The organism is Acidithiobacillus sp. TH-A67 (assembly GCF_057473545.1).
This window is the reverse complement of sequence record NZ_JBYCKU010000028.1, coordinates 23,466-46,275: the sequence shown is the minus strand read 5'-3', so window position 1 is coordinate 46,275 and position 22,810 is coordinate 23,466. Positions and strand designations below refer to the sequence as shown.

25 protein-coding genes are annotated in these 22,810 nt (G+C 59.0%); 12 read left to right on the top strand and 13 right to left on the bottom strand.

Annotated elements, in window-relative coordinates; translation table 11 throughout:
* The first annotated feature begins 17 nt into the window (after window positions 1-17).
* Window positions 18-869 carry a fumarylacetoacetate hydrolase family protein gene (locus AC2VNM_RS03710; protein WP_483164972.1) on the top strand — a complete coding sequence of 284 codons (852 nt, stop codon included), beginning with the start codon at window positions 18-20 and terminating at the stop codon, window positions 867-869.
* Between the two features lie 8 nt (window positions 870-877).
* Here AC2VNM_RS03710 and speA read toward each other — a convergent pair whose 3' ends face one another.
* The 3 genes from speA to AC2VNM_RS03695 form a co-directional block, all read right to left on the bottom strand.
* Complete coding sequence (gene speA / locus AC2VNM_RS03705) at window positions 878-2,767, bottom strand: biosynthetic arginine decarboxylase (protein WP_483164973.1); 1,890 nt, start codon at window positions 2,765-2,767, stop codon at window positions 878-880.
* Between the two features lie 61 nt (window positions 2,768-2,828).
* Window positions 2,829-4,226, bottom strand: coding sequence for a PhoH family protein (locus tag AC2VNM_RS03700; protein WP_483164974.1), 1,398 nt, complete (start codon window positions 4,224-4,226; stop codon window positions 2,829-2,831).
* Window positions 4,223-4,699, bottom strand: coding sequence for a peroxiredoxin (locus tag AC2VNM_RS03695; RefSeq protein WP_483164975.1), 477 nt, complete (start codon window positions 4,697-4,699; stop codon window positions 4,223-4,225). Before AC2VNM_RS03695 ends, AC2VNM_RS03700 begins: the two co-directional genes overlap by 4 nt.
* A gap of 100 nt (window positions 4,700-4,799) precedes the next feature.
* Between AC2VNM_RS03695 and AC2VNM_RS03690 the strand changes: the two genes are divergently transcribed.
* Window positions 4,800-5,246 carry a Fur family transcriptional regulator gene (locus tag AC2VNM_RS03690; protein ID WP_483164976.1) on the top strand — a complete coding sequence of 149 codons (447 nt, stop codon included), beginning with the start codon at window positions 4,800-4,802 and terminating at the stop codon, window positions 5,244-5,246.
* A gap of 52 nt (window positions 5,247-5,298) precedes the next feature.
* Here AC2VNM_RS03690 and AC2VNM_RS03685 read toward each other — a convergent pair whose 3' ends face one another.
* On the bottom strand, window positions 5,299-6,057 hold the full coding sequence (locus tag AC2VNM_RS03685; RefSeq protein WP_483164977.1) for an HAD-IA family hydrolase: 759 nt from the start codon (window positions 6,055-6,057) through the stop codon (window positions 5,299-5,301).
* Between the two features lie 155 nt (window positions 6,058-6,212).
* On the opposite strand from AC2VNM_RS03685, the gene dksA reads away from it, so the two are divergent.
* A complete protein-coding gene (gene dksA / locus AC2VNM_RS03680; RefSeq protein WP_483164978.1) occupies window positions 6,213-6,668 on the top strand; it encodes an RNA polymerase-binding protein DksA in 456 nt (151 codons plus the stop codon).
* A gap of 59 nt (window positions 6,669-6,727) precedes the next feature.
* Window positions 6,728-7,525 (top strand): EcsC family protein, encoded by a 798-nt coding sequence (locus AC2VNM_RS03675; protein ID WP_483164979.1) that lies wholly within the window; start codon window positions 6,728-6,730, stop codon window positions 7,523-7,525.
* An 11-nt stretch (window positions 7,526-7,536) separates the two neighbouring features.
* On the opposite strand, the gene AC2VNM_RS03670 is transcribed toward AC2VNM_RS03675, so the two are convergent.
* Window positions 7,537-8,712 (bottom strand): TDT family transporter, encoded by a 1,176-nt coding sequence (locus AC2VNM_RS03670; RefSeq protein WP_483164980.1) that lies wholly within the window; start codon window positions 8,710-8,712, stop codon window positions 7,537-7,539.
* Window positions 8,713-8,827: 115 nt separating this feature from the next.
* Here AC2VNM_RS03670 and AC2VNM_RS03665 point away from each other — a divergent pair, with 115 nt between their 5' ends.
* From AC2VNM_RS03665 to hflD, 6 genes are read left to right on the top strand one after another with little or no spacing between them, the layout of a single operon-like run.
* Complete coding sequence (locus AC2VNM_RS03665) at window positions 8,828-9,724, top strand: LysR family transcriptional regulator (protein WP_483164981.1); 897 nt, start codon at window positions 8,828-8,830, stop codon at window positions 9,722-9,724.
* Window positions 9,721-10,419, top strand: a complete 699-nt coding sequence (gene sfsA, locus AC2VNM_RS03660; RefSeq protein WP_483164982.1) for a DNA/RNA nuclease SfsA — start codon at window positions 9,721-9,723, stop codon at window positions 10,417-10,419. Before AC2VNM_RS03665 ends, sfsA begins: the two co-directional genes overlap by 4 nt.
* Before the next feature lie 23 nt (window positions 10,420-10,442).
* A complete protein-coding gene (gene map / locus AC2VNM_RS03655) occupies window positions 10,443-11,252 on the top strand; it encodes a type I methionyl aminopeptidase (RefSeq protein ID WP_483164983.1) in 810 nt (269 codons plus the stop codon).
* Window positions 11,253-11,263: 11 nt separating this feature from the next.
* Window positions 11,264-13,588 (top strand): [protein-PII] uridylyltransferase, encoded by a 2,325-nt coding sequence (gene glnD, locus AC2VNM_RS03650; RefSeq protein WP_486912896.1) that lies wholly within the window; start codon window positions 11,264-11,266, stop codon window positions 13,586-13,588.
* On the top strand, window positions 13,531-13,776 hold the full coding sequence (locus tag AC2VNM_RS03645; RefSeq protein ID WP_486912894.1) for an ACT domain-containing protein: 246 nt from the start codon (window positions 13,531-13,533) through the stop codon (window positions 13,774-13,776). The genes glnD and AC2VNM_RS03645 overlap by 58 nt, the downstream gene beginning before the upstream one ends.
* Entirely contained in the window at window positions 13,773-14,435 is a 663-nt protein-coding gene (gene hflD, locus AC2VNM_RS03640) for a high frequency lysogenization protein HflD (protein ID WP_483164985.1), read from the top strand. Before AC2VNM_RS03645 ends, hflD begins: the two co-directional genes overlap by 4 nt.
* On the opposite strand, the gene AC2VNM_RS03635 is transcribed toward hflD, so the two are convergent.
* The 8 genes from AC2VNM_RS03635 to AC2VNM_RS03600 all read right to left on the bottom strand — a co-directional run bounded on the left by AC2VNM_RS03635 (window position 14,414) and on the right by AC2VNM_RS03600 (window position 21,260).
* Complete coding sequence (locus AC2VNM_RS03635) at window positions 14,414-15,106, bottom strand: endonuclease (RefSeq protein ID WP_483164986.1); 693 nt, start codon at window positions 15,104-15,106, stop codon at window positions 14,414-14,416. The genes hflD and AC2VNM_RS03635 overlap by 22 nt on opposite strands.
* Complete coding sequence (rluB, locus tag AC2VNM_RS03630; RefSeq protein ID WP_483164987.1) at window positions 15,103-15,921, bottom strand: 23S rRNA pseudouridine(2605) synthase RluB; 819 nt, start codon at window positions 15,919-15,921, stop codon at window positions 15,103-15,105. Before rluB ends, AC2VNM_RS03635 begins: the two co-directional genes overlap by 4 nt.
* 73 nt (window positions 15,922-15,994) lie before the next feature.
* Entirely contained in the window at window positions 15,995-17,305 is a 1,311-nt protein-coding gene (locus AC2VNM_RS03625; protein ID WP_483164988.1) for an NAD(P)/FAD-dependent oxidoreductase, read from the bottom strand.
* A gap of 140 nt (window positions 17,306-17,445) precedes the next feature.
* A complete protein-coding gene (gene scpB / locus AC2VNM_RS03620; protein ID WP_483164989.1) occupies window positions 17,446-17,967 on the bottom strand; it encodes an SMC-Scp complex subunit ScpB in 522 nt (173 codons plus the stop codon).
* Window positions 17,960-18,742, bottom strand: coding sequence for a segregation and condensation protein A (locus tag AC2VNM_RS03615; protein ID WP_483167203.1), 783 nt, complete (start codon window positions 18,740-18,742; stop codon window positions 17,960-17,962). The genes scpB and AC2VNM_RS03615 overlap by 8 nt, the downstream gene beginning before the upstream one ends.
* Window positions 18,732-19,931, bottom strand: a complete 1,200-nt coding sequence (locus AC2VNM_RS03610; protein ID WP_483189706.1) for a tryptophan--tRNA ligase — start codon at window positions 19,929-19,931, stop codon at window positions 18,732-18,734. Before AC2VNM_RS03610 ends, AC2VNM_RS03615 begins: the two co-directional genes overlap by 11 nt.
* Window positions 19,928-20,590 (bottom strand): site-2 protease family protein, encoded by a 663-nt coding sequence (locus AC2VNM_RS03605; RefSeq protein ID WP_483164992.1) that lies wholly within the window; start codon window positions 20,588-20,590, stop codon window positions 19,928-19,930. Before AC2VNM_RS03605 ends, AC2VNM_RS03610 begins: the two co-directional genes overlap by 4 nt.
* 7 nt (window positions 20,591-20,597) lie before the next feature.
* Window positions 20,598-21,260 carry an L-threonylcarbamoyladenylate synthase gene (locus AC2VNM_RS03600; protein ID WP_486912889.1) on the bottom strand — a complete coding sequence of 221 codons (663 nt, stop codon included), beginning with the start codon at window positions 21,258-21,260 and terminating at the stop codon, window positions 20,598-20,600.
* A gap of 33 nt (window positions 21,261-21,293) precedes the next feature.
* Here AC2VNM_RS03600 and AC2VNM_RS03595 point away from each other — a divergent pair, with 33 nt between their 5' ends.
* Entirely contained in the window at window positions 21,294-21,953 is a 660-nt protein-coding gene (locus tag AC2VNM_RS03595; RefSeq protein WP_483164994.1) for a 7-cyano-7-deazaguanine synthase, read from the top strand.
* A gap of 26 nt (window positions 21,954-21,979) precedes the next feature.
* Window positions 21,980-22,801: a ferritin-like domain-containing protein gene (locus AC2VNM_RS03590; RefSeq protein ID WP_483164995.1), complete on the top strand. Its 822-nt coding sequence runs from the start codon at window positions 21,980-21,982 to the stop codon at window positions 22,799-22,801.
* Window positions 22,802-22,810 lie beyond the last annotated feature (9 nt).

Sequence of the window (22,810 nt, the reverse complement as noted above, 5' to 3'; positions counted from 1 at the left end):
CGAGAGGAGATAGCGCTATGCGTTGGAGTTTGTTGGAAATTGCTGGTCGCGCGGAGATCGCCGTCTGGGTCGGAGAAAATGCCTTCCACCTGCGGGAATTGGACGCGAATCTGAGCGTAATCGATGTACTGAGCAGGAGTTCCCGCCTACGCGAGCAACTGGATCATATTCCGACACAATGCGCGCCCATCGATCAGCGCCAGATGCGTTATCTTCCTCCCCTGCTCGGCCAGAAGATTCTTTGTGCCGGACTCAATTATCGCGACCACATTGCCGAGACCGGGAGTGTTACACCAAAGTATCCCAATCTTTTTATTCGTTTCCCCGACTCACTGGTGGGGCACGAGGAGGCCCTGGAGATACCAGACGTCTCGGTTGAGTTCGATTATGAAGTGGAGCTAGCGGTGGTGCTCGGACAGCCTCTCTCTGGCCGGATCAGCCGGGAGCAGGCGTTGGCGGCAGTGTCCGGCTATACCATTTTCAACGATGGCAGCCTGCGAGATCTGCAGTTCCGCAGTAGTCAGTGGACCTTGGGCAAAAACGTAGCGCGCAGTGGCGCCATGGGCCCCTGGGTGGTAAGTGCCGACGATTTACCCGTCGGCGGCGCAGGGCTGCGCCTGCAGACCCGCATTGGTGAGGAAACCATGCAGGATGGCAATACCGGCGATCTTCTGTTCGATGTGGCGGACTTGCTGGTCGCCACTGCCGCTGCCCTGCCCTTGCGACCTGGCGATGTGTTGGCGACCGGCACGCCGGCGGGGGTAGGCTTCAGCCGCCAGCCGCCGCGCTTTCTGCAGGCCGGCGAGATCTGCGAATTGCAGATCGAGGGCATTGGCACGTTACGTAACCCGATTCGCCATGCCCGGTAATTCCTGTACTACTCCAGGTAGGTATAGCCCTGCAGACCATCGCGGAAGTCACGTAAAAAGCCCTCCCGTTCTGCGGCGGGGACACTGCCGGCGCCTGCCAGTTTCTGCTCGAACTGGCGGACCAGTTCCTCGGCAGAAAATTGCACATACTGCAACACCTCGGCCACCGAGTCTCCTGGCACTGCACCTTCCAGGCGCAGAGCGCCATCTTCTTCACAAATCACATTGACGGCATCGGTGTCGCCAAAAAGATTGTGCATATCGCCAAGAATCTCCTGGTAGGCGCCGACCAGAAACACCGCCAGATAATAGGGTTCGTCAGCGCGCAACCCATGAACTGGCAGCGTCGGCCCTAAACCATCAGCCGTGACGTAGGCATCAATGCGACCGTCGGAATCACAGGTGATATCCTCCAGGCGCGCGTGCCGCGTCGGGCGTTCATCCAGGCGGTGTACAGGCATGATCGGGAAAACCTGGTCGATCGCCCATACATCCGGCAGCGACTGAAACAGAGAAAAATTGGCAAAATATTTATCTACCAACTTTTCTTCGAGTTCATCCAGAACTTCACGATGGGCGCGCTTGGCGGGATCCAACAACGCGCGACAGCGCCACATCAGATGCGCGTACAAGCGCTCCGCCTGCGCTCGTTGGGCAAGGGTAATCAATCCGAGCTTGAACTCCTGTTGCTCCTCACCAATGCGGAACAGTGCTTCCTGATAAACCTCCAGGGCAGTATTGGCATCAGGGTGTTGCTGCACGCGACCAAGAAGGCGTCGCCACGGATGATTGATATCTTCCGGAAGATCATCGGCAGCCAAGGTCTCGCCCGAGGCGCGCTCGACATCGACCACATTGAACAGCAATACCGCGTGATGGGCGGTGAGGGCCCGACCGGATTCGGAAATGATTCGCGGCTGCGGCAAGTCTTCCTGATGGCAAATTTCCGCCAAGCCCCCCACCACCGCCTGGGCGTAGTCCCCCAGCCGGTAGTTAGTGGAACAGTAAGCCCGCGAGTGAGTGCCTTCGTAATCTACCCCCAGCCCGCCGCCGACATCGACCACCTGCACATCGGCACCCAGATGACGTAATTCCGCGTAGAGCCGCGCGCACTCGCGCATACCCCCGTGAATGAACTGGATATTGGGGATTTGTGAACCGAGATGAAAATGCAGGAGCTGCAGGCAGTCTAAAGCATCGGCGGCGGCGAGCTCGCTGAGGAGCTGCAGGATTTCCGTGGAGGAGAGCCCGAACTTGGATTTTTCGCCCCCCGTGTTCTGCCATTTTCCAGCACCTGCCGAAGCCAGACGAGCGCGCACCCCAATGCGGGGACGCACTTGCAATTCCTTGGCGATGCGCAAAATCAGCGGCAACTCGGCGCTTTTCTCGATCACGAGATACACCTGCAGGCCCAGACGTTCACCCATTAACGCCAAGCGAATGTATTCGGCATCTTTATAACCATTGCAGATGACGGTACCACCCACCGGCATCAATGCTAGCACGATCAGGAGTTCGGGCTTGCTACCGGCTTCCAGACCCAGTTGACCCTGCCCGGCGCGCAGGATCTCTTCCACCACGCGCCGTTGTTGATTTACCTTGATGGGATAAACCGGGGTGTAGGGGGCGACGTAACTCTCCCGCTGCATCGCCTCCTGGAAGGCAGTTTGCAGGGCTTCGACGCGCCGTTGCAGGATTTGCGGAAAGCGCAGGAGACAGGGTAACCCTAGATTTTGTCCGGCAAGCCGCTGAATGACGTCCAGCAGACCGGCGCGGCTACGAGCTTGCGGGCCATCGGGGGTGACCCAAAGCTGACCGTCTTCCCCGACCTGGAAAAACCGCTCGCCCCAATGGGGCAGATTATACAGATTGCTCGAGTCTTCCGGCGTCCAGCCCATCGTCCCTTCCTTCATTTGGCGCGCACAGTCTAGAAGTTGACAGGCTACGACTCAAGCTCTGCTAGAGCGCCTCGTTGGCATAATCCGCGAGACGCGAGCGTTCCCCGCGGCGCAGGGTGATATGGCCACTGTGTTCCCATTTCTTGAAACGATCGACGACATAAGTCAGGCCCGACGTCGTCTCCGTCAGGTAGGGGGTATCGATCTGGGCGATGTTACCCAGGCAAACGACCTTGGTTCCAGGACCGGCGCGGGTGATCAGGGTTTTCATTTCCTTGGGGGTAAGGTTCTGTGCCTCGTCGATGATGACGAACTTTTCCAGAAAGGTACGCCCGCGCATGAAGCTCATGGATTTGATACGCAGCCGTTTGCTGATCAGATCCTGGGTGGCGCTGCGCCCCCAACTGCCTGCCCCCTCGGGACCGCGCGACAGTATTTCGAGATTGTCCTCGATCGCCCCCATCCAGGGCTGCATCTTTTCCTCTTCGGTACCCGGCAGAAAGCCGATTTCATCACCGACGGGAACCGTTGCCCGGGTGATAATGGCTTCTGCGTAGCGCTTTTCCTCGAAAATCTGCTGCAGTGCCGCAGCCAAAGTCAGCAGGGTCTTGCCCGTACCTGCCGGCCCGAGAATGCTGATGAAGTCGATCTCGGGATCGAGCAGCAGGGCCAAGGCAAAATTCTGCTCGCGGTTGCGCGCACGAATACCCCATACTGCATTCCGTTCCGAGCCGTAATCGGTAATCCTCTCGATAATGGCATGATCGGGAGCCACCGTGCGGACGATGGCGGAAAAGTCTTCGCGCTGCTCCCCACCCGGACCCAATTGAATGAACTGGTTGGGGTACCAGTGTTCCACCGCCGGCCCACGCAGACGGTAGAAGCTGCGACCATTCTCCTGCCAGGCATCGAGGTCGCGACTGTGGTGCTCCCAGAAGTCCTGAGACAGGACGTCGACACCGGTATAGAGCAGATCGGCATCTTCCAAGGCGCGGTCATTGTGATAATCCTCTACACGAATGCCGAGGGTGCGGCCTTTGATGCGTAAGTTGATATCCTTGCTAACGAGGATGACCTCGCGATCGGGATGCATCCCTTGTAGCGCCAGAGTAACGGCAAGGATCTCATGGTCTGCCTTGCCACCCGCCAGATCTTCCGGCAGTTTTGCCTGATAGGCGGCCGTCTGAAAATAGAGTCGTCCCTGCGCATAGGGCAGCGGCAGGCCGAGCTCGAGGTCCGCGTCACTACCGAGCATTTCATCGAGATGCCGACTCACCTGGCGGACGTTACGGGCTTGCTCGCTTAAGCCCTTTTTGTGCTGATCCAACTCCTCCAGCACAATCATCGGCAGGAGGATGTCGTGTTCCTGAAAGCGGAACAGCGATGCCGGGTCGTGCATCAGGACATTGGTATCTAGCACATAGAGCCGCCTTTGTGCTGCCGCAGATCCCGCCGTCATCCGGCGAGCTTCTCGACGATGGCCAGGATATTTTCGGCGTGACCGGCTGCCTTCACCTTCCGTTCGATGTAGGCAAGTTTACCCTCGCGATCGATCACAAAGGTGCTGCGCTCGATCCCCAGATAGACCTTGCCGTAGTTCTTCTTTTCCCTGATGACGTCGTACGCCTTGCACAGGGTTTGGTCGGGGTCGGCAAGCAGGGAAAAGGGGAATTCGTATTTGCAAGCAAACTTCAGATGGCTGGCGACACTATCCCGGGATACCCCCAGTATTTCGGCGCCAGCCGCCTGAAACTTGGGGTAGAGGGCGGTAAATTCCTGCCCCTCGGTGGTGCAGCCAGGTGTATCATCTTTCGGATAGAAATAGAGCACGACGATCTTGCCCGGCAGGGAGCTCAGGGCGATATCCTCGCCTCGCTGATTTTTAGCGGTGAATTCTGGAGCAATTTGACCAATTTCGAGGCGTTCAGCCACGGCTTTTCTCCCATTGCGACGTCCTCGTGAATCTAACGCGCCCGCGACGTAGCTGTCCAGTTGCTTTGCTGACAGCGGATGCGCGGGGTACCATGCGGGGATGGAACGAGCGACGGATATTGCAGCACAAACAGTAGAGGCGGAACGGCGGGTTCGTGCCGCCGGTCAGCGTCCGACCCGTGCTCGCCTGCAAATCCTGCAATCTCTGCTCGATCTCGGGCAACCCGTGAGCCACAGCGAGATTCAGGAACACATCCAGACGCGCTGGGCAGAAAGCATCGACCGCGTCACGCTTTATCGGGGTCTGGAGTGGCTGGTGCAGCATCAGCTTACGCATCGTATCACCGCCGATGATCGCGTCTGGCGCTTCAGCGCCATCAACCTGGAGCACCCATCGCATCCCCATTTTCACTGTCTGCGCTGCGGCCAGGTGCTCTGCCTCCCGGAAAGTCAGCTCCCCGCGCCAAAGCTCCCCGCGGAGTACCGCGTGGAGGAGATCGAGGTGGTCGTCAACGGCGTCTGCCCGCACTGCCAACGACAGGATTAGTTCGGCATGGGCACATGGACGAGGATACCTGCCCTGCCGCTACCATCCGGGTTTAGCTCGCGGCGAGCCAATGCTCCAGCGTCTCCAGATCGACGACGACAGATGCGCCAGTGTCCCTTCCCTGCAGGATCCTTCCTGGATGCTCCGGCTCTCCGAGCTGATCGAGAACCCGTAATGCCCCGGTAAAGTCTTGTCCTTGGGTGTATTCCGTTTGCGTGATCAACACCGGCAGCCTGGCACCGAGCGCCGAGCGTAAACCATTCTCGGAGTCCTCCAAGGCCAGACAATCAGCGGCCATCAGGTCCAGGCGCTGCAAGACATGCTGATAAATGTCTGGCGCCGGTTTTTTCTGCGGGACGATATCGCCGGCACCGATGTAGTCAAAACGATTCCAGCCGCCCTCCCCCAAATTGCTTTGCAACAACGCCGCGACATTATCGGGGGTTGTGGTGGTGGCAATGGCCAAGCGCAGCCCCGCCGCGCGTGCGGACTCCAGCAGGCGTTTCACCCCAGGGCGCAAAGGAGCGATACCCTCGGCAATGATTTCTCCGTAGAGGGCGGTCTTGCGCCTGTGAATCTCGCGGATCTCGCTGTCACGCAGTTGCGGGTATTGGGGATGATCCTGCAAAAAGCCACGCAGACGCTCCTTGCCACCAGTAATCTTGAGGTATTTGCCATAGGTCGGCACATCCCACTCGAAAGGAAGACCAAACTCGGAAAATGCGCGATTGAAGGCGACGCGATGGGCATCGCGTTCGGTATCAGCCAAAGTTCCATCGACATCAAAAATGAGGGCGCGTAGGCGGGTCATGGCTACTATCTCCTGAGGATCGAATATTCTGGCTGGCTGCGAAGTGGGACGGATGGGACGCCTAGGATATACCGAAAAGCGCAGCGTTTGCCAAAGGCGAAAATCTCTGCTACACCATGCCCGATTTTCTCCACATCAAGATAGGAAGACAGACCATGACGGATAGCGCTGCGGCCATCAAAACTAGCAACCCGCAAGAGCTTCAGGCTTTCACCCCGTACCAGCCGGCGGCTGACGAAGAGTACATGAGCCCCGGCCAGATCGCCCACTTTCGCAAGATACTGGAAGACTGGCGAACCGAACTGATGGCGGAAGTCGATCGGACGGTCCAGAACCTGCAGATCGAGAATGTCAACTACTCCGATCCCAATGACCGTGCCAGCCTGGAGACCGACATGGGCCTCGAACTGCGCGCCCGCGACCGGGAGCGAAAGTTGATTCGCAAGATCAATCAGACCCTGGCACGGATCAATGCCGGTGAGTATGGGTACTGCGAGGCTTGCGGCGTGGAAATCGGCCTGCGGCGCCTGGAAGCCCGTCCCACCGCCACCCTCTGCATCGACTGCAAGACGTTGGAAGAAAAGCGTGAGCGGCAAATGGCGCAGGACTGATTCGCAGCTACCCGGGGGGGCTACCTCCGGCAGGCTTTGACGCAGGTAACGGAGATGCAATGGCGGAGATACAACGACTGCTGACCGAGGAAGATGCTGCCGAATTGCGTAGAGCCCGCGACCTTCTGGAAAACCCCGGCTTGGCAGCACGTCTTGTGGATCAGCTGGGGGCCCCTATCGAACAAGGTCTGCAACGACTGCCGCAAAAGTGGCACCGCGAGATTGGCCGAATCAGCGAGACGGCGCTGAATAAGGCTGCCGACGCGGCGCTTTTCACCCTGGATGACGCACCCTTCCGTACGCCATCTCTGCGTTGGCACCAGGCAGCCGTTGCGGCCTCTGGCGCAGTGGGGGGATTTTTTGGTCTTTCCGCCCTTGCTGTGGAGCTACCCATCTCGACCACGATCATGTTGCGTTCCATCATCGATATCGCCCGCAGTCAGGGAGAATCCATCAGCAGCCCTGCGACCAAAGCCGCTTGTCTGGAGGTCTTCGCCCTCGGGAGCACCAGGCAGGGCACAGATGATGCCGCAGAAACCGGCTACTACGCTGCGCGCATGGCCTTGAGTGGCCTGGTCAGCGAAGTTGGTCGGGCCGGTGCCAGTGGCGCCGGATCATCCGCCAGCGCCGCCCTATTGGCCTTACTGCGCAAGGTGGCTGAACGCTTTGGTGTAGCGGTGACCGACAAGGCCCTGGCGCAGCTTGTGCCTGCCCTGGGCGCCATTGGCGGCGCCACGATCAACAGCATTTTCATTACGTATTTTCAGGACATGGCGACCGGCCATTTCCTCGTCCGCAAGCTGGAACGCAAGTATGGGCGGGCATTAGTAGCAGACGCGTATCAGGGACTCGCCTGAGGAATCTTACGCTACGAGACAAGGGTACTCGCTTTCTGTGATGCCTTTTGCGGGCCCTCACAGGCCATCGGCAGGCCGGTCTCCTCCGATAGGCAGGGAGCCCGAAACAGCCTTCCCGTCCACATGCCAAGAAAGCTCTTGCGTGTTACGATCACCCAGAAAAACGCCAGCAGGATGGTAAAGACTGCTCCCAGGGGTTGGAAGACCCAGAAGCCGGTTTTGTCGGCCAGCAGGTACGTAGCCGCGTTGAACACCCCCAAAGGGAAGGTGAATCCCCACCAACCCATATTGAAAGGCAACCCCTCCCGCAAATAGCGCAGGGTGAAGAAGATCGCCATGCACATCCACCACAGGCCGAAGCCCCACAACAGCAAGGCGATCATGAGACCTGCCATCTGTGCGAAATGTGCCATTTCTGCTAGGACACCATGAAAACTGGCGAAATCGGCATTACCGAGGGTAATCATGGCCATCGCACCGGTACCGAGGGGGCCCAGGGTCAACCAGCTTGATACAGCCATGTCCTGATGCGGCAGCTTGTGCAAGGTCAGACGCAGTAGCAGGATGGCGAGGATCCCCATGGCCAGCAAAACCGAAATGGCCCACAGCACATAGCTCATGTAGATCACGTTCTCGGCTGCGGCGGAGGCCAGATGAGGAGCCACCAAACCGCCACTGGCCGCGGTAACCTCCGGTGGCACTATGGGGAGCAGCCAGGCTGCGGTCATCCGCTCCATACTGTGGCCTTGGCTGGTGAACATAAAATAGGGCACCAGCAGTACAGAAGTGAAAGCGAGAATTACATCCATCCACCAGAAGGCTGTTGCGACGGCCAGGCTTTCGGGACTCAAGGGCCAGATGATGAAAAAACCATTGACGATGGTGGCGAATCCCATGGGAATGGCACCGATGAAAAGAGACTGCACGGGATGGTCGAAGAGTTTCTGAAAATCCCGAAAGTAAAATATCGCCCGACTGAGGAACAGGATACTGAATAGCGCAAAGAAAAAGCTGTTGATGCACCACAGAGCCTTGGCAATCTCCGCTTGCCCCCAGTGGCCGTACGGAAAGAGGGCCAGCATCAGAGCCAGGATGCCCGTTCCCATATTGGCGGTGAACCAGTTGGGGGTAAAGTGACGAATCACCTGCCGGATGTCACCGTTTGGTACATGTGAGAGAAAACCCATGGCTGAGCACTCCTTACAGATTGGACTATGACATGTTATGCGCGCTAGAATATCAAATCCAATGCATTAAATTAATTTAGATGATTACAAAATCTAATTTTATGGAGAGGGCCGCATGGAGCGACGCATCGATCCCAGCCTGCTTTTGATTTGGGCACAAGCCGCACGTGCCGGAAACCTGCATCAGGCAGCCGAACGCCTGTTTCTTACCCAACCGGCCATTTCCCATCGTCTCAAACAGTTGCAGGAGCGTGTGGGGGAGCCTCTCTATCGTCGCACCCATCGTGGTATCAGCCCTACTCCTATGGGCATTGCTCTGTGGCGTATTGGTGAGCGCATCGAAGCCGCGTTGGCAGAAGCCGATTCCCTGTGCGCAGACAGTCAAAGCCTGCTGACCGGTACCGTGCACATGGCTGCCAGTCAAAGTAACGCCGAAGTGCTATTGCCCCGCCTGCTGGCGGAGTTTCACCGCGACTATCCTGGGATCCACTTGCAGGTTTGCGCGCTCAATAGCCGGCAAGCGCGACAAAACAAGGACGAATATGATCTGGTCTTTGTAGAAGACGAATTGCAACCGGGAGAGCAAGGGAACTGGCGCTTGGAAATCCTCGTCAAAACCGAGATCGGCCTGATCCTACCCATGCAACATCCATGGGCACAGGAAGGCTCGGCGATTCCCTTGCAAGTCCTGGCGGGCAAGGATCTGATCTGGCGGGAACCGGGCTCCGGCATTCGCGAGGCAGTGCAGCAGGCTGCCCGGCGCCTCGACATCGACTTGGCCATTCGCTATGAGTTCAGTGGCCACGCGGCCATCCGCGAAGGCGTTCGCAGTGGCTTGGGGTTTGGATTTTCTTCTTTTTATCGGAGCAATCTACCGGATGATCTGCGTCTGTTGCACTTCCATCCACCTATCCCGCATCGTCTCGCGGTCCTGTTCCGAGAAGATGCCAATCCGGCCACCCATACCCTGCTGCAAAGCTTGCGCTCGCATCTGCGAGGTGCCGACGCTTGAAACTACCTCCCCTTACCCCGGCAAAGCTATTGCGGCGTTATCAGCGCTTTCTTGCCGACTGTGAGCTCGAAAACGGAGAGGTGGTGCAGGTGCATTGTCCCAATCCCGGCAGCATGCGCAGTTGCGCCGAAGCAGGCCAGCCCGTCTTGTTGTCCTGGCATGCGGATAAAAAACGCAAGCTCCACTGGACTTGGGAACTCTACTGGAGTGGTGCGAGTTGGGTAACGATCAACACCCAAAGACCCAATGCCGTGGTGGCCGAAGCGTTGCGCGAGCAGCGGATCGTGGAGCTCGCCGGGTACCGCGAGCTACGCCGCGAAGTTGCCTACGGCGAGCGTGAACGAGTGGATTTTTGGCTGGGCGATCCCGAGCGCGGCGAGGTCTTCGTCGAGGTGAAGTCCTGCACTCTACTGGACGATGAAGGCGTGCTGCGCTTCCCGGACGCACACAGCAGTCGAGCTCTGCGGCATCTGCAGGCACTGGAAGGAGAACAATCACGCGGGCACCGTGCCGTCATGCTGTTTTTGCTGGGACGCGAGGATGGTCACGGTTTTGCACCCGCCGACGCGATCGACCCCAAGTATGGCGCCGCACTGCGCCAAGCCCGCGAGCGGGGTGTCGAGGTGCTTGCCTACCGAAGCCGAGTCAGGCCTGATAGTATAGAGCTTTGTGACGCGGAGCATCTGCTATTTTGAGTGGACCGCGCGAAGGAGCCTACATGTTACGCCGAGCCCAAGCCCGTCCCCCGGTAGTTGTTCACAACGCCGAAGAAATCGAAAAAATGCGCGTTGCCGGGCAACTGACCGCCATGGTCTTGAAAATGATTGCCGAGCATGTGCGTCCCGGCATCAGCACGGGCGAACTCGATAAGATCTGTCACGACTATATCGTCAACGATCTGCAGGGGATCCCGGCCCCCCTCAACTACCAGCCCAGCCCGGAGTATCCGCCCTTTCCCAAGTCCGTGTGCATCTCGGTCAATCACGTTATCTGCCACGGTATTCCTGGTGACCGCATTCTCAAAGACGGCGATATTCTCAATATCGATGTCACCGTTATCAAAGATGGCTTTCATGGTGACAGTAGCAAGATGTTCCTGGTGGGTAACGTCCCCTTGAAGGCGCGGCGCGTCGTCGAAGTGGCGCACGAATGCATGGTGCGTGGCATCGAAGTCGTGCGGCCCGGGGCAACTCTGGGAGATATCGGGCACGCCATTCAGAGTTATGCCGAAGCGCAGCATTGCTCGGTCGTACGCGAATTTTGTGGTCACGGTATTGGCCGCAAATTTCATGACGAACCACAGATCTTGCATTACGGCGAGCCTGGCAAGGGACTGGCCTTGCAGGTCGGGCAAACCTTCACCATCGAGCCCATGATCAATGCTGGCAAGCGGCATATCAAGGCCCTGCCCGACGGCTGGACCATCGTCACTAAAGATCACAGCCCCTCGGCGCAGTGGGAACACACGGTTCTGGTAACGGAGACCGGCTATGAGGTACTCACCCAGTTACCGGGAGATCCCCTCTGAGAGCAGCGGCCTTGGCCTCTGACAGCGAGTCGGTGCTTCACCCCGCCGATGTGGCGTTGCCGCCGCCTTTTCCCGCTACGGGCGGCATCACTCAGCGGCTGCGGGGTTTTGCGCGGGAAACCGATTCCCTGTTGCAGACCCTCTGGCACCAGTTCGAGCCGCCTGCTGGGCTTAGCCTGATTGCTGTTGGCGGTTATGGGCGCGGCGTCCTCTTTCCCTTCTCGGATCTCGATCTGCTGCTGTTGCGCGCGCCCGACTGCGTAGCGGAAGACTTTGTCAGACAATTTCTGACATCTCTCTGGGATCAGGGGCGGCAGGTTGGTGCCTCTTTGCGCACAATAGACGAATCCCTCGAGGCGGCGCGGGACGACTTGACTGTCGCAACCACTTTGCTGGAATGCCGCTTTCTTGCCGGCGATGCAGAACTCTGGCATGACCTGCAAACACGACTGCGGAACAATCCCCCCTGGTCCATCAATGCCTTTTTTGCCGCCAAGGTGGCCGAACAGGAGACACGCCATCGTCGTTTCCGTGACACCGCCTATCACCTGGAACCGCAGATCAAGGATGGCCCGGGGGGCTTGCGCGATGTGCACCAGCTGCTCTGGTTTGCAGGGCGCGTTTGGCAACGGCCAGAGCTGGCGATGTTCAAGCGAGTCGATATCCTGGATGCGGCGGACTTGCGCCAGTTGCGCGCGGCCGAGCGTTTCATCGCCCAAGTGCGGGTAGCCATGCATCTGCGTAGCGGACGTGCCGAGGATCGGCTGCGCCTGGAGTTACAGGAAGCCATTGCGAAGGATCTTGGTTTCTCGGCAAAACGCGGCAGAAGTGCGGCGGAGCGTCTGATGCAACGTCTCTACCAGTCCTTTGCCGAAATCCAGAGTTTGGCGGCCATTGTTGAGGAGGCGATTGCGCACTACCTGGCCACGGGAGAATCCCTCGACAGCTCCGTCGATGCCGAGGAGAGTCCGAGTGCGCTGCTACGCCATTGGGGACAACGAGCGAGTGTCGCGGCGGATTTGCCCGCCCAGATGCTGCGCGCCGCTCGGCGCCAAAAAAGAAATTGGAAACCACAACTGTTTTCCGATCCAGCCTTTCGTGTGGCATTTTTGCGGGCCATCGTCGAGCCTGTGCGCGCAAGCCGAATGCTGAACTGGTTGCATCGTGCCGACTTACTTGGGCGCATCCTCCCCGCATTCCAGCGGGTCAGCGGACTAATTCAGCATGATCTGTTTCATGCCTACACCGTCGATCAGCACACCCTCTTCTTGATCGATCAACTTGCGGAGCTCTGGCGCGACGAGGAGACCGGCAGCATACGCAGAGCCCGGCGCGAAATCGATCAACCGGCCTACCTGGTCCTGGCCGGACTCTTTCACGACGTAGGCAAAGGTCGCGGTGGGGATCATTCGCGTATCGGGGCACGGGAATGGCGCAGCTTCGCACGACGGCTACAGCTCCCGGAAAGCGAGCGCGCTCTGGTCGCCTGGCTCGTGGAAGAGCACCTGCAGATGTCCTCCATCTCGCAGCGACGCGACCTCGACGATCCGGAAATCATTCGCCAGTTTGCCCTCTGGGCGGGTACCCGCAAGCGTCTGGCGCACCTGTTTCTATTGACCGTAGCGGATATGCGGGCCACCAATCCAGAGCTCTGGAATGACTGGAAAGCCAGCCTTCTCTACAAGCTTTATGAGCGCGCCGACGCTTTTCTCGCCTCCGATACCGCCCCGGATGATCGCTTGGAAACTGCGCGCCAGCGCATCGAAATGCTGGGTCGAGATTTTCCCTCTATGCAGCGCGAACGACTAGAGCGGTTGTGGCGCGCACTGCCGGTAGGGTACTTTCTCCGCTACGATAGCGAGGAGCTGCTTTGGCAGGCACGACAGATCCTGCAAAGAGACGAAGAGTATCGCGTCGCCATCCGGCGCCATCGCCATCAGGGAGAGCAAATTTTTCTTTTCGGTCCCGATCGGCCAGGTTTGTTTCAGGATATTGCCGCGCTCCTCGATCGTCATTCCCTGGCGGTTCTGGATGCGCGGATCGATACCAGCGACAATGGTCTCGCTCTGGATACCTTTCACGTACTCGACGAAACACGCGCCTTTCAACGGTCGGCGGCGGCCCATGATGAGTTGGCGACGGAGCTCCGCAACATGCTGCATCTGAGGATAACCAGCCAACCCCACTTCGGGCTGCGCCACCGCGATGCGCGCCATCGTTTTTTCGCCAGCATTCCGCTGCAACTGCATCTGGATAACGATGCATTCCGGACGATACCTTGCTGGAAGTACAGGCCTGTGACCAGATGGGATTGCTCTATACCGTTGGTGCGGTGATTGCGGGTCTCGGATTCAGCGTCGTTGCCGCAAAGGTCTCCACCTTTGGCGAGCGTGTGGAAGATACCTTTTTTATCCGTAATGGGCAGGGGGAAAAATTGCGCCGCCGGGAGCGTCGACTCTTGCTGGCAGCCTTGGAACAACGACTGAACGACAAATTTCCCTCGGAAAGGGCGAAAGTTCATTGATCTCCCAGTTTCTACCCGCAGCACAACGTCTGCCTGATCGCTGCCTCGCCCTGGCAGGAATGCTCCGTGCCGCGCTCGAGGTGCAGGAAGCAGCGCGGCGCGGGCGTAGCGACAATCACCTATTGCTACTTAGCGTGCAGAGCATTCTGGCGATCAACGCGCAGGACAGCATTGCTGCCCTGGCGGGCCTCGAGGGATTGCAGCGTGGCTTGCAGGCCCTCTGCCCATTGCTGCATAGGGGCCCGGCACAGGCGGAGGAAGCAGAAATCTTGCGCTATACCCTCTCGCTGGCCAAGTTGAGCGGCCGCCTTCTGGCGCAGCCAAAGGCCCTGGATCGCGTGCAACGGGGCATAGAGCAGGCGCGGCGCCAAGTCGATCATTTTGGCGAGCTGCTGCATCCCAGTGTCCTGGCAGGTCTGGCCGACACCTATGCCGAGGGTATCGGTACACTCTCGCCGCGCATCATCGTGTCTGGGGAAAGCCGTTTTCTCACCCGCGACGAGGATACTGCCCGTATTCGCACCCTCCTCCTCGGGGGAATCCGTGCCGGCGTGCTGTGGCGCCAAGCGGGAGGCAGGATTTGGAGCACGCTGCTCGAACGGGGAAAACTCTGCGAGTGCAGCCGCGACTACCTGCGTCAGTTACCCGGCCGCTCCTGACTGGCTCCATAGGCACAACGCCTGCGTAACGGACATTGACCGCAAAATGGGCGGCGCGGTCGGCAAATATTTTTGCCCAGTTCCACAAGCAAGGCGTGTAATTCATTGCGCATTACGACATCGCCAGGTACCAGAGCCGACTCGATGTCACGCTGTAGCTCCGCGTAAGTCACCCGCTCTGTGCACCAGCCAAGACGGCTGGCGATGCGCTTGGTATAGGCATCGACAACCATGACCGGCAGATGGAGCGCGTAGAGCAGAATGGAGTCGGCGGTTTCCTCCCCAACCCCATGCACCTGCAGCAACTTCCCGCGCAGGTTGGGCAGACTCCGCCGCTCACGCAAGGACTCCGGCAGCTCGGCACAGCCCTCTTCCTGCAAAAAGGCACACAGGGCACGCAGGCGACGGGCCTTCACCCGATAATAGCCGGAGGGATGCAGACAGGACTCCAGATTCGCATCATTGCTGGTGAGAATCTTCTCGACGCGCATTAGGTCGGCAGCCTCCAGGCGTGCAATCGCCTTCTCCACATTCGACCAGGCAGTATTCTGCGTAAGGATGGCACCGACCATTACCTCGAAGGGTGTTTTGGCGGGCCACCAGTGTTGCACTCCCCAACGATCCAGCAATTGGCGGTACAACCATTGCCAATCGTTTACCGAAGCCCTCATCGCCGGGGTGGCATCCGCCGACCGCGTGCCGTACCAGAAGGGTTTCCCGGCGCGCGTTTTGCGGGTAGGTCGTCTTTTTCCTGCCAATCGATCTCTGCAAAAAGCGCCGCACGCTCCTCCTCCGGTAACTCCTCGAAGTACCCACTCTTCAAATGCCTGGGCATTTCGATAGGACCATAGCGTACGCGGATCAGACGGCTCACCGCCAGGTTCAGGGCACTGAACATACGCCGCACCTCGCGATTGCGGCCCTCCTCCAGGGTGACATGATACCAGTGATTTGCCCCTTCCCCGCCGGCATCTTCGATCTGCAGAAATTTGGCGGGACCGTCTTCCAGCTCCACGCCGCTGAGCAGTTGGTTTATCTGCTGATCCGATAGCCGACCGAGCACACGCACCGCATATTCCCGATGCAGCCCATAGCGCGGATGCATCAGCCGATTGGCCAGATCTCCATCATTGCTGAGGAGGAGCAGACCCTCGGAATTCAGATCCAGCCTACCGATCGAGACCCAGCGGCTGGCGCGCAGGCGCGGCAAGCGGTCGAAGACCGAAGGCCGGCCCTCGGGGTCACGACGACTGCAGATCTCCCCAGCCGGTTTGTGGTAGCGCAAAATCCGCAGCCGTCCCTGCGTCCAGGCGGGAATCTGCAGGGGCTTGCCATCCACCAGGATTTCCGCGTTTGCGTTTACGCGATCGCCCAGTTTGGCAACCTGCCCATTGACGCTGATGCGACCGGCGGCAATCCACTCCTCCAAGGCCCGACGCGAGCCCAGGCCGTAGCGCGCCAGCACCTTTTGCAACTTCTCATCCATTTGGCTGCCTCCCGGCAGTAACAAAACGGCCCCACCAAGCTGGTGGGGCCGATACTGGAGACGTCAGCGTGCCTCAGGAAGCCTTGCGCTGCTCGACTTCTGTCTCTTCCTTGAGACGGGTGATACCCATCATCTTGAAGAGCACGCGCTCGTAGAAGGGCTCGGAGACACCCATCTTCATCTTGCGGATGAAGTACTTCTCGAAGGCGACCTTGGCCAGATGGACCCAACGGCCGTACGCGAAGACATCCACTTTCCGCGGCTTGATCTGTGGCAGCGCCACAAAGGCGGCGCCACGATCACCCATATCCGCAAAGCAGACGGCATTCCAGGTACCCATGGTTTTGTCGCCCACGCGGCCTTCGATGTCCGCCTTGATGTTGTGTACCGAGGCGCTGACCATGGATTCGATCATATAACCGGTCTTGGGGGCACCAGTCGGTACCGGGGTCGCTTCCACGGGCGGAATGGCGATGGCAATGCCAACGGCGTAGATGTTGGAGTATTTCTTGCTGCGCTGGTTCTCATCGACAATGACAAAGCCGCCCGGATTGCAGAGCCCTTCGACATTGGCAACCGCAGGAATACCGCGGAAAGCGGGGATCATCATGCCAAACTTCACTGGCAGGGTGAATTCCTTGACGGTCTCGCCCTTGTCGTTGACCTGGGTGATGAACATTTCTCCATTCTCGACCTTGTTCACCTTGCAGTTGGTGTAGGCTTTGATGCCTTCTTCTTCCAGGCCTTTACTCAGGATGCCTGTGGAATCACCAACGCCGGAGATACCCAGATGGCCAATATAGGGCTCACTGGTGACAAAGGAGAAGGAAGGAATCTTGTCGCGCATCCCGCGCTTCTTGAGATCGGAAGCCACAATCATGGCGTACTCGTACGCAGGGCCGAAGCAACTGGCACCGGCCATAGCACCGATGACGATGGGACCGGGATTTTCGAGTAGTTCTTGGTACTTGCCATAGGCGAGTTCAGCATGATCGGTGGTGCAGACAGACTGCACTGGTCCTTCATGCGGGTCAGAGCCCGGGACCAGCTCAAAGGCCAGACGTGGTCCGGTGGCGATCATCAGATAGTCGTAATGCACCGAACTACCATCCGCCAAGGTAATGGTCTGCGCTTCGGCGTCGATCTTTTCCGCATTCTTGGCGATGAACTTGATGCCACGGCGTTCTACATAGGGCCGAATGGGGAAGGTAATATCTTCGCGCTTGGACCAGCCCACGCCCAGCCAGGGGTTAGACGGCACGAACTGAAAGTAGTCGTTGGTGCTGATCAATGTAACTTCGTGGCCCGCTCCCAGAGCGTGCTTCATCTCATACGCGGCTGGCATTCCACCCGTGCCTGCGCCCAAAATCACCACATGTGCCATGGCCTTGCTCCTCAAAGTTCTGCCCAATGCAAAAGTCGATATCGTCGGCAAAGATTTTTGTTCTCAGCTCCGTGTGAAACTATCAATCAGCGCGGGGCCACAGTCAAATCAGCAGTTTCTAATCTTTTCATCATATTTCCTTATGATTCTGGTAGCGCATTTTCCAGATTCGCCGCGGGTAATTCGGCCAAGGAGGATAGGCCAAAATGACGCAAGAATTCCGTCGTTGTCCCCCACAGCGCCGGTCGTCCTGGGGCATCGCGATGCCCCTTGATTTCTATCCAGTCAAAGTCCTGTAGTTGCTGCAGAATTCCACTGCCCAGAGCAACCCCCCGCCAATCTTCGATTTCGGGCCGCGTGACCGGCTGATGGTAGGCGATAATGGCCAGAGTTTCCAAAAGGGCCTTGCGCAACGGGCGCGGCTTTTCCAGCTGCAGCTCTTGGAGAAGATACAGATACCGCGGACGCAGGCGCGCCTGCACCTGTCCTCCCTGCGCAATCACCTGCAAAGGCCCGAAACCGGTCTCCACAAGCTCGGCCAGCTTTATCCGCCACTGTGGATGGTCGTTGGCGAGCAAAGCATCCAAGTCCTCCTCGCTTATACCGTCTGTACGCAAGAGCAAAATCGCCAGGAGGAGGTCGCGCAGGGGATCTTCAGACATTCTCGTCCCCGGCGACGGCACTCAGCAACCATACCTCATCTTGCCAGAGCAGATACAATGCCTGTTGCCGCAAGAGCTCAAGAATGGCCAGTAGATTCAGTCCCACTTGTAAGCGATCTCGTTGCCGCGGCAGGATTTCATGAAAATGCAGTGGGCGGATGGCACTACGACAGCATTGCAACACCTCGAGAATGCGTTGCCGCAGGTCGAAGGCGAAGCGTGGCGCTGGTGCGCGCGCCTGTCTGTGTCGGCGACGCTGCTCGATCTGTCGCAACAGCTCTGGCAGTCGGGATACGGCAAGCACCGGCGGTACGAGCGGCACCGGTTCATGGGCAAGGGTGGCGGGAAGCAGAAAATCCAGGCCGGCCCGCGGTAGGGTCGCCAACGCCTCGGCTTCCGCCTGTACCTGAGCGAGCTTGGCCAGGCGCAGCGTGAGCTCGGCGCGCGGATCCTCAGCCTCCGCCTCCTCACTGGGCGGCAGGGGTAAGAGCATGCGTGCCTTGATCTCTGCCAGCCAGGCTGCCATCAACAGGTAATCTGCCGCCAATTCCAGCCGTCGCCGCCGTGCCTCCTCCAGGTAGCTAAGATACTGGCGGGTGACTTCCGCGACAGGAACGTCGCGAATATCCATCCGATTACGGCGAATGAGCCATAAAAGCAGATCCAGCGGCCCGGAAAACTGATCGAGAATGACCTCCAGGGCATCGGGCGGAATATACAGCCCCTCGGGGATGGGCATGGCCTCCCCGGACGCAACTCCCTGATCAGCCGGCATTCAGGCCCATGACCTCACGGACGCGAATCAGGGTCTGCTCGGCGCGGGATCGTGCCTTCTCGGCCCCATGCGCAGCAATTTCCCGAAGCCGTTGCGGCCGTGCCGCCCAGTCCTCGGCGCGTGCACGGATGGGCTCCTGCTCCTCCAACACCTTGTCCACCAGTACGCTCTTGCACTCCACGCAGCCAATGCCAGCACTCCGACAGCCTTCTTGCACCCAGGCACGGGTGGTCTCATTGGAATAAATCTGGTGCAACGGCCAGACCGGGCAGCGCTCCGGGTCACCGGGATCGTGCCGCCCCACCCGCGCCGGGTCCGTCGGCATGGTGAGCAGCTTTTTGCGCACTATTTCCGGCTCCTCTCGCAGGGCGATGGCGTTGCCATAGGATTTGCTCATTTTACGCCCGTCCAACCCCGGCATTTTTGCGGCTTCCGTCAGTAGCGGTTGCGGTTCGATGAGAATCGTCCGTCCCTTGCCTTCGAGATTGGCAAGCAGCAGGATGCGAGTTGCCTCGTTGATACTGGCAGCGCTGTCGAGGAGTTCGCGTGCCTGCGCGACCGCACTGCCGTCGCCATCCTGTTGAAAACGCTCCAGCAGGCGCTGATATTGCTGCTTGCCTTTTTTGCCCAGGGCGCGCAGGCCTGCCGTGAGTGCCTCGCTATCCGCCTGGCTGCGGCCATAGAGGCTGTTGAAACGACGCGCCAGTTCGCGACAGATTTCCAGGTGCGCCACCTGATCGGCACCGACCGGCACCCAGGCAGCGTCATAGAGCAGGATATCGGCGCTCATCAAGGCCGGGTAGCCCAAAAACCCGAAGGTTGCCAGATCGCGGTCGCGCAACTGCTCCTGCTGATCTTTGAAGGTGGGCACCCGCTCCAACCAGGACAACGGCGTCAGCATGCCGAGCAGGAGGGCCAACTCGGCATGCTGGGGTACCCAACTCTGCACGAAAAGCGTTGCCTTTTCCGGATCGAGCCCTACCGCCAGCCATTCGATCAGCAGATCCCAGGTCGACTGGCGAATCCCCTCTGGATGCTCGTAGTGCGTGGTGAGGGCATGCAGATCGGCCACAAAGAAAAAGCTCTCCTGTTGCTCCTGCAAACGCAGCCAGTTTTTCAAGACTCCATGGTAATGGCCGAGGTGCAGGCGTCCCGTGGGACGCATGCCAGAGACGACCGTTGCGCTCATGCCAGCCCTCCTAGCCGAAAAAAGAATCCCTGAAACCATGTAAAGGCGGGGCCCAGCACCGTCCATAGGATCCCGGTAAAGAGCAGGACAATCAGAATGATGAAGCCATAAGGCTCGACCCGACTGAGGGCGTTGGACGCGTCACGGGGCAATAGACCCACCGCTACCCGCCCGCCATCAAGAGGCGGAATAGGAATGAGATTGAACAGAATCAGTACCCCATTGATCAGGATGCCCGCCTGTCCCATCAACTGCATCGGCTCGGCAAAATACGGCGCAGTACCTGCCAACTGCACCCCCAGCCAGAGGATCATCGTCCAGAAGATCGCCATGATCAGATTGGCGGCAGGTCCGGCGATGGCAACCAACACCATGTCGCGCTTGGGATCGCGCAGGCCTGCGAAATTGACCGGCACCGGTTTGGCGTAGCCGAACAGGAAGGGTGAATGGAACAGCAGCAACATGGCGGGCAGCAGGATCGTGCCAAAGGGATCGATGTGCTTGAGCGGATTCAGGGTCAGGCGACCCATCAGCATGGCCGTGGGATCGCCGCGTTTCCAGGCCATCCAGCCATGAGCGACCTCGTGCACGGTGATCGCGAAGAGCACCGGAATCGCCCAGATACTGATCTGCCGGATAATATTCTCGATATCGTTCATGCGCCGACTATACCTCTTCTGTGATCGGATTTCCGGTATCGGCAAGTTCGATTCCCAAAGAGTCCGGGTCACCCAGGCCGCGGCGAAGAAGACGTGGCGGCCACTCACCCAGATCAATCACCGTAGAGCACTGGGTTCCGCCGTCCTCGGCGCGGAGAAGTACATCCACGCGATTACCGATCCGATCCGTGATTTCATACACTTCGTGTAACGGCAGAGAATCACCAGGAAGCTGCAGAGTGGAGCTCATCAGCGGTTCTCCCAGCTCGGCAAGGAGCCCCTGTACCACCGGGGCATCCGGCACACGTACCCCGATGCTGCGCCGTCGCGGCTCCGCTAGGCGCCGCGGGACGTCGTGGGTTGCGGGCAAAATAAAGGTGAACGGACCAGGTAAGACCCGCTTCAGGATGGCAAAGCTGCGATCATCGAGCTTGGCGTATTCCGTTAGCTGCGAAATACTGGAAAATAGCAAGGACAGGTCGTGATGGACGTCGAGCTGACGGATCTGCCGCAGGCGCTCCTGCGCCGCCTTGGCGCTCATGCAGCATCCCAGCGCATAGCAGGTGTCGGTGGGATACACCAGAAGCCCACCGGCGCGGGCCTGCTCTGCCGCCTGCCGGAGAAGACGCGCTTGCGGGTTTTGCGGATGGACATCCAGTATCAGGGTCAAAGAGTTCTCGATAGGCAAGGAGAAAACTGCGGCATGATAGACCAAGTACAACAGTTGCTGCCAGCTCTAGCGGGAGGCAGCCGCATACTCCTGCTGATGAGTGGCGGAGTCGAGAGCAGTACACTATTGCGCCTTCTGCAGCGCGCAGGCCATGCACCGGAACCGTTTTTTCTGGATTACGCGCAGCGCGCTGCGACGCAGGAGTGGCGATCGGTGCTGGCGCAGTGCGGACAACTGGGGATCGCTGCCCGGCGCATACCTATGGGAGAATTGGGCGAGGCGCTTGGCGAACTTCGACCGCACCGCTTCCATGTGCCCGTGCTCTATCGCAACCTGATTGCCATCAGCGTGGCGGCTAGCGCCGCGGGCGCTTTGGGAATTCCACACATCTGCATAGGTATTACTGCTGATGACGCCGCTGTGGACAGCGGATCGCGTGCGGAAACATTGGCCCCGCTGCGGAACAGTCTGGCAGCGCTGGGACGTACTCTGTTGCTGCCGCTGTCAGAATTGACCAAGGCGGAAGTCGTGGCATTGGGTCAGGACTTGGGCGTCGAGTGGAATTTATCGTACAGTTGTCTGCTTGGGAGGGCGCAGCATTGTGGCGTTTGCCCGCAGTGCCTGAAGCGACGGGAAGCATTCCGTCGCGCTGGCCTGCGGTCCGTAGACGTCCAGTACGCCCGCAATGAATGATTGACAGAACAGGAGAGCTCCCTCGAATGGCCAACAACCTCCGCCATCCTCGCTGGTCTCTGCAAGATATTCCCTTTGACCGCATAGAGTGCGCCGCCCTCGCTGACGAAAGTGACTGGTTTTATCTTTTGGCTGGCGCTTCTTTCGTCGAGACCTTATCGGACCTCTACGCTCGCAATCTGGCGGAGTATTATGGGAGCGATTCGGAGGCGCAGTCGTGGCTCCGGGAGCAGTGGGAACAAGAAGAGGTCCAGCACGGCCACGCCCTGCGCGCCTACGTTTTGGCGGTTTGGCCAGATTTCGATTGGGAGGCCGCTTACGCACGATTCGTGGCGGAATACGGCCCTCTCTGCCAGACCGAAAATCTGGGACCCACCCCGGCACTGGAGATGGCGGCGCGTTGCGTGGTCGAGACCGGCACCGCCAGTTTTTATACGATGATTCAACAGGCAAGCCCGGAACCCGTATTACGTGAGCTTGCGGCTCGTATCCGCGCCGACGAGGTACAACACTATAAGTACTTTTATCGCTTCTTCCGGGAGTACCAAACGCGGGAAAGAATTTCTCGCTGGCGTATTCTGCGCGGGTTGTGGCATCGTGCCGCCGAGGCAGACCTCGAGGACAGCTTTTTGGCCATTCGTTGCGCGTTTGAACTGCGCAATCCAGGGCAGGCTTTTACCCCAAACGACTTTCGCGCCTTCCGCAAACGTCTGAGCGTCTGGATTCGCCGTCACTATCCCTTTGAGATGGCAATCAAGATGTTGATGAAGCCGGTTGCCCTGCCACCGATGCTACAACGCCTGCTCCTTCCCTTGCTCATGCGCGGAGCCCGGCGCGCAATTACCTGAGCCGTCTAG

What these genes read in the sequence shown, in the direction of transcription:
- AC2VNM_RS03710 (WP_483164972.1), top strand. Translation starts at nt 18, where the DNA reads ATGCGTTGGAGTTTGTTGGAAATTGCTGGTCGCGCGGAGATCGCCGTC.
- speA (WP_483164973.1), bottom strand. Translation starts at nt 2,767, where the DNA reads ATGGGCTGGACGCCGGAAGACTCGAGCAATCTGTATAATCTGCCCCAT.
- AC2VNM_RS03700 (WP_483164974.1), bottom strand. Translation starts at nt 4,226, where the DNA reads ATGACGGCGGGATCTGCGGCAGCACAAAGGCGGCTCTATGTGCTAGAT.
- AC2VNM_RS03690 (WP_483164976.1), top strand. Translation starts at nt 4,800, where the DNA reads ATGGAACGAGCGACGGATATTGCAGCACAAACAGTAGAGGCGGAACGG.
- AC2VNM_RS03685 (WP_483164977.1), bottom strand. Translation starts at nt 6,057, where the DNA reads ATGACCCGCCTACGCGCCCTCATTTTTGATGTCGATGGAACTTTGGCT.
- dksA (WP_483164978.1), top strand. Translation starts at nt 6,213, where the DNA reads ATGACGGATAGCGCTGCGGCCATCAAAACTAGCAACCCGCAAGAGCTT.
- AC2VNM_RS03675 (WP_483164979.1), top strand. Translation starts at nt 6,728, where the DNA reads ATGGCGGAGATACAACGACTGCTGACCGAGGAAGATGCTGCCGAATTG.
- AC2VNM_RS03670 (WP_483164980.1), bottom strand. Translation starts at nt 8,712, where the DNA reads ATGGGTTTTCTCTCACATGTACCAAACGGTGACATCCGGCAGGTGATT.
- AC2VNM_RS03665 (WP_483164981.1), top strand. Translation starts at nt 8,828, where the DNA reads ATGGAGCGACGCATCGATCCCAGCCTGCTTTTGATTTGGGCACAAGCC.
- map (WP_483164983.1), top strand. Translation starts at nt 10,443, where the DNA reads ATGTTACGCCGAGCCCAAGCCCGTCCCCCGGTAGTTGTTCACAACGCC.
- AC2VNM_RS03635 (WP_483164986.1), bottom strand. Translation starts at nt 15,106, where the DNA reads ATGAGGGCTTCGGTAAACGATTGGCAATGGTTGTACCGCCAATTGCTG.
- rluB (WP_483164987.1), bottom strand. Translation starts at nt 15,921, where the DNA reads ATGGATGAGAAGTTGCAAAAGGTGCTGGCGCGCTACGGCCTGGGCTCG.
- AC2VNM_RS03625 (WP_483164988.1), bottom strand. Translation starts at nt 17,305, where the DNA reads ATGGCACATGTGGTGATTTTGGGCGCAGGCACGGGTGGAATGCCAGCC.
- scpB (WP_483164989.1), bottom strand. Translation starts at nt 17,967, where the DNA reads ATGTCTGAAGATCCCCTGCGCGACCTCCTCCTGGCGATTTTGCTCTTG.
- AC2VNM_RS03615 (WP_483167203.1), bottom strand. Translation starts at nt 18,742, where the DNA reads ATGCCGGCTGATCAGGGAGTTGCGTCCGGGGAGGCCATGCCCATCCCC.
- AC2VNM_RS03610 (WP_483189706.1), bottom strand. Translation starts at nt 19,931, where the DNA reads ATGAGCGCAACGGTCGTCTCTGGCATGCGTCCCACGGGACGCCTGCAC.
- AC2VNM_RS03605 (WP_483164992.1), bottom strand. Translation starts at nt 20,590, where the DNA reads ATGAACGATATCGAGAATATTATCCGGCAGATCAGTATCTGGGCGATT.
- AC2VNM_RS03595 (WP_483164994.1), top strand. Translation starts at nt 21,294, where the DNA reads ATGATAGACCAAGTACAACAGTTGCTGCCAGCTCTAGCGGGAGGCAGC.
- AC2VNM_RS03590 (WP_483164995.1), top strand. Translation starts at nt 21,980, where the DNA reads ATGGCCAACAACCTCCGCCATCCTCGCTGGTCTCTGCAAGATATTCCC.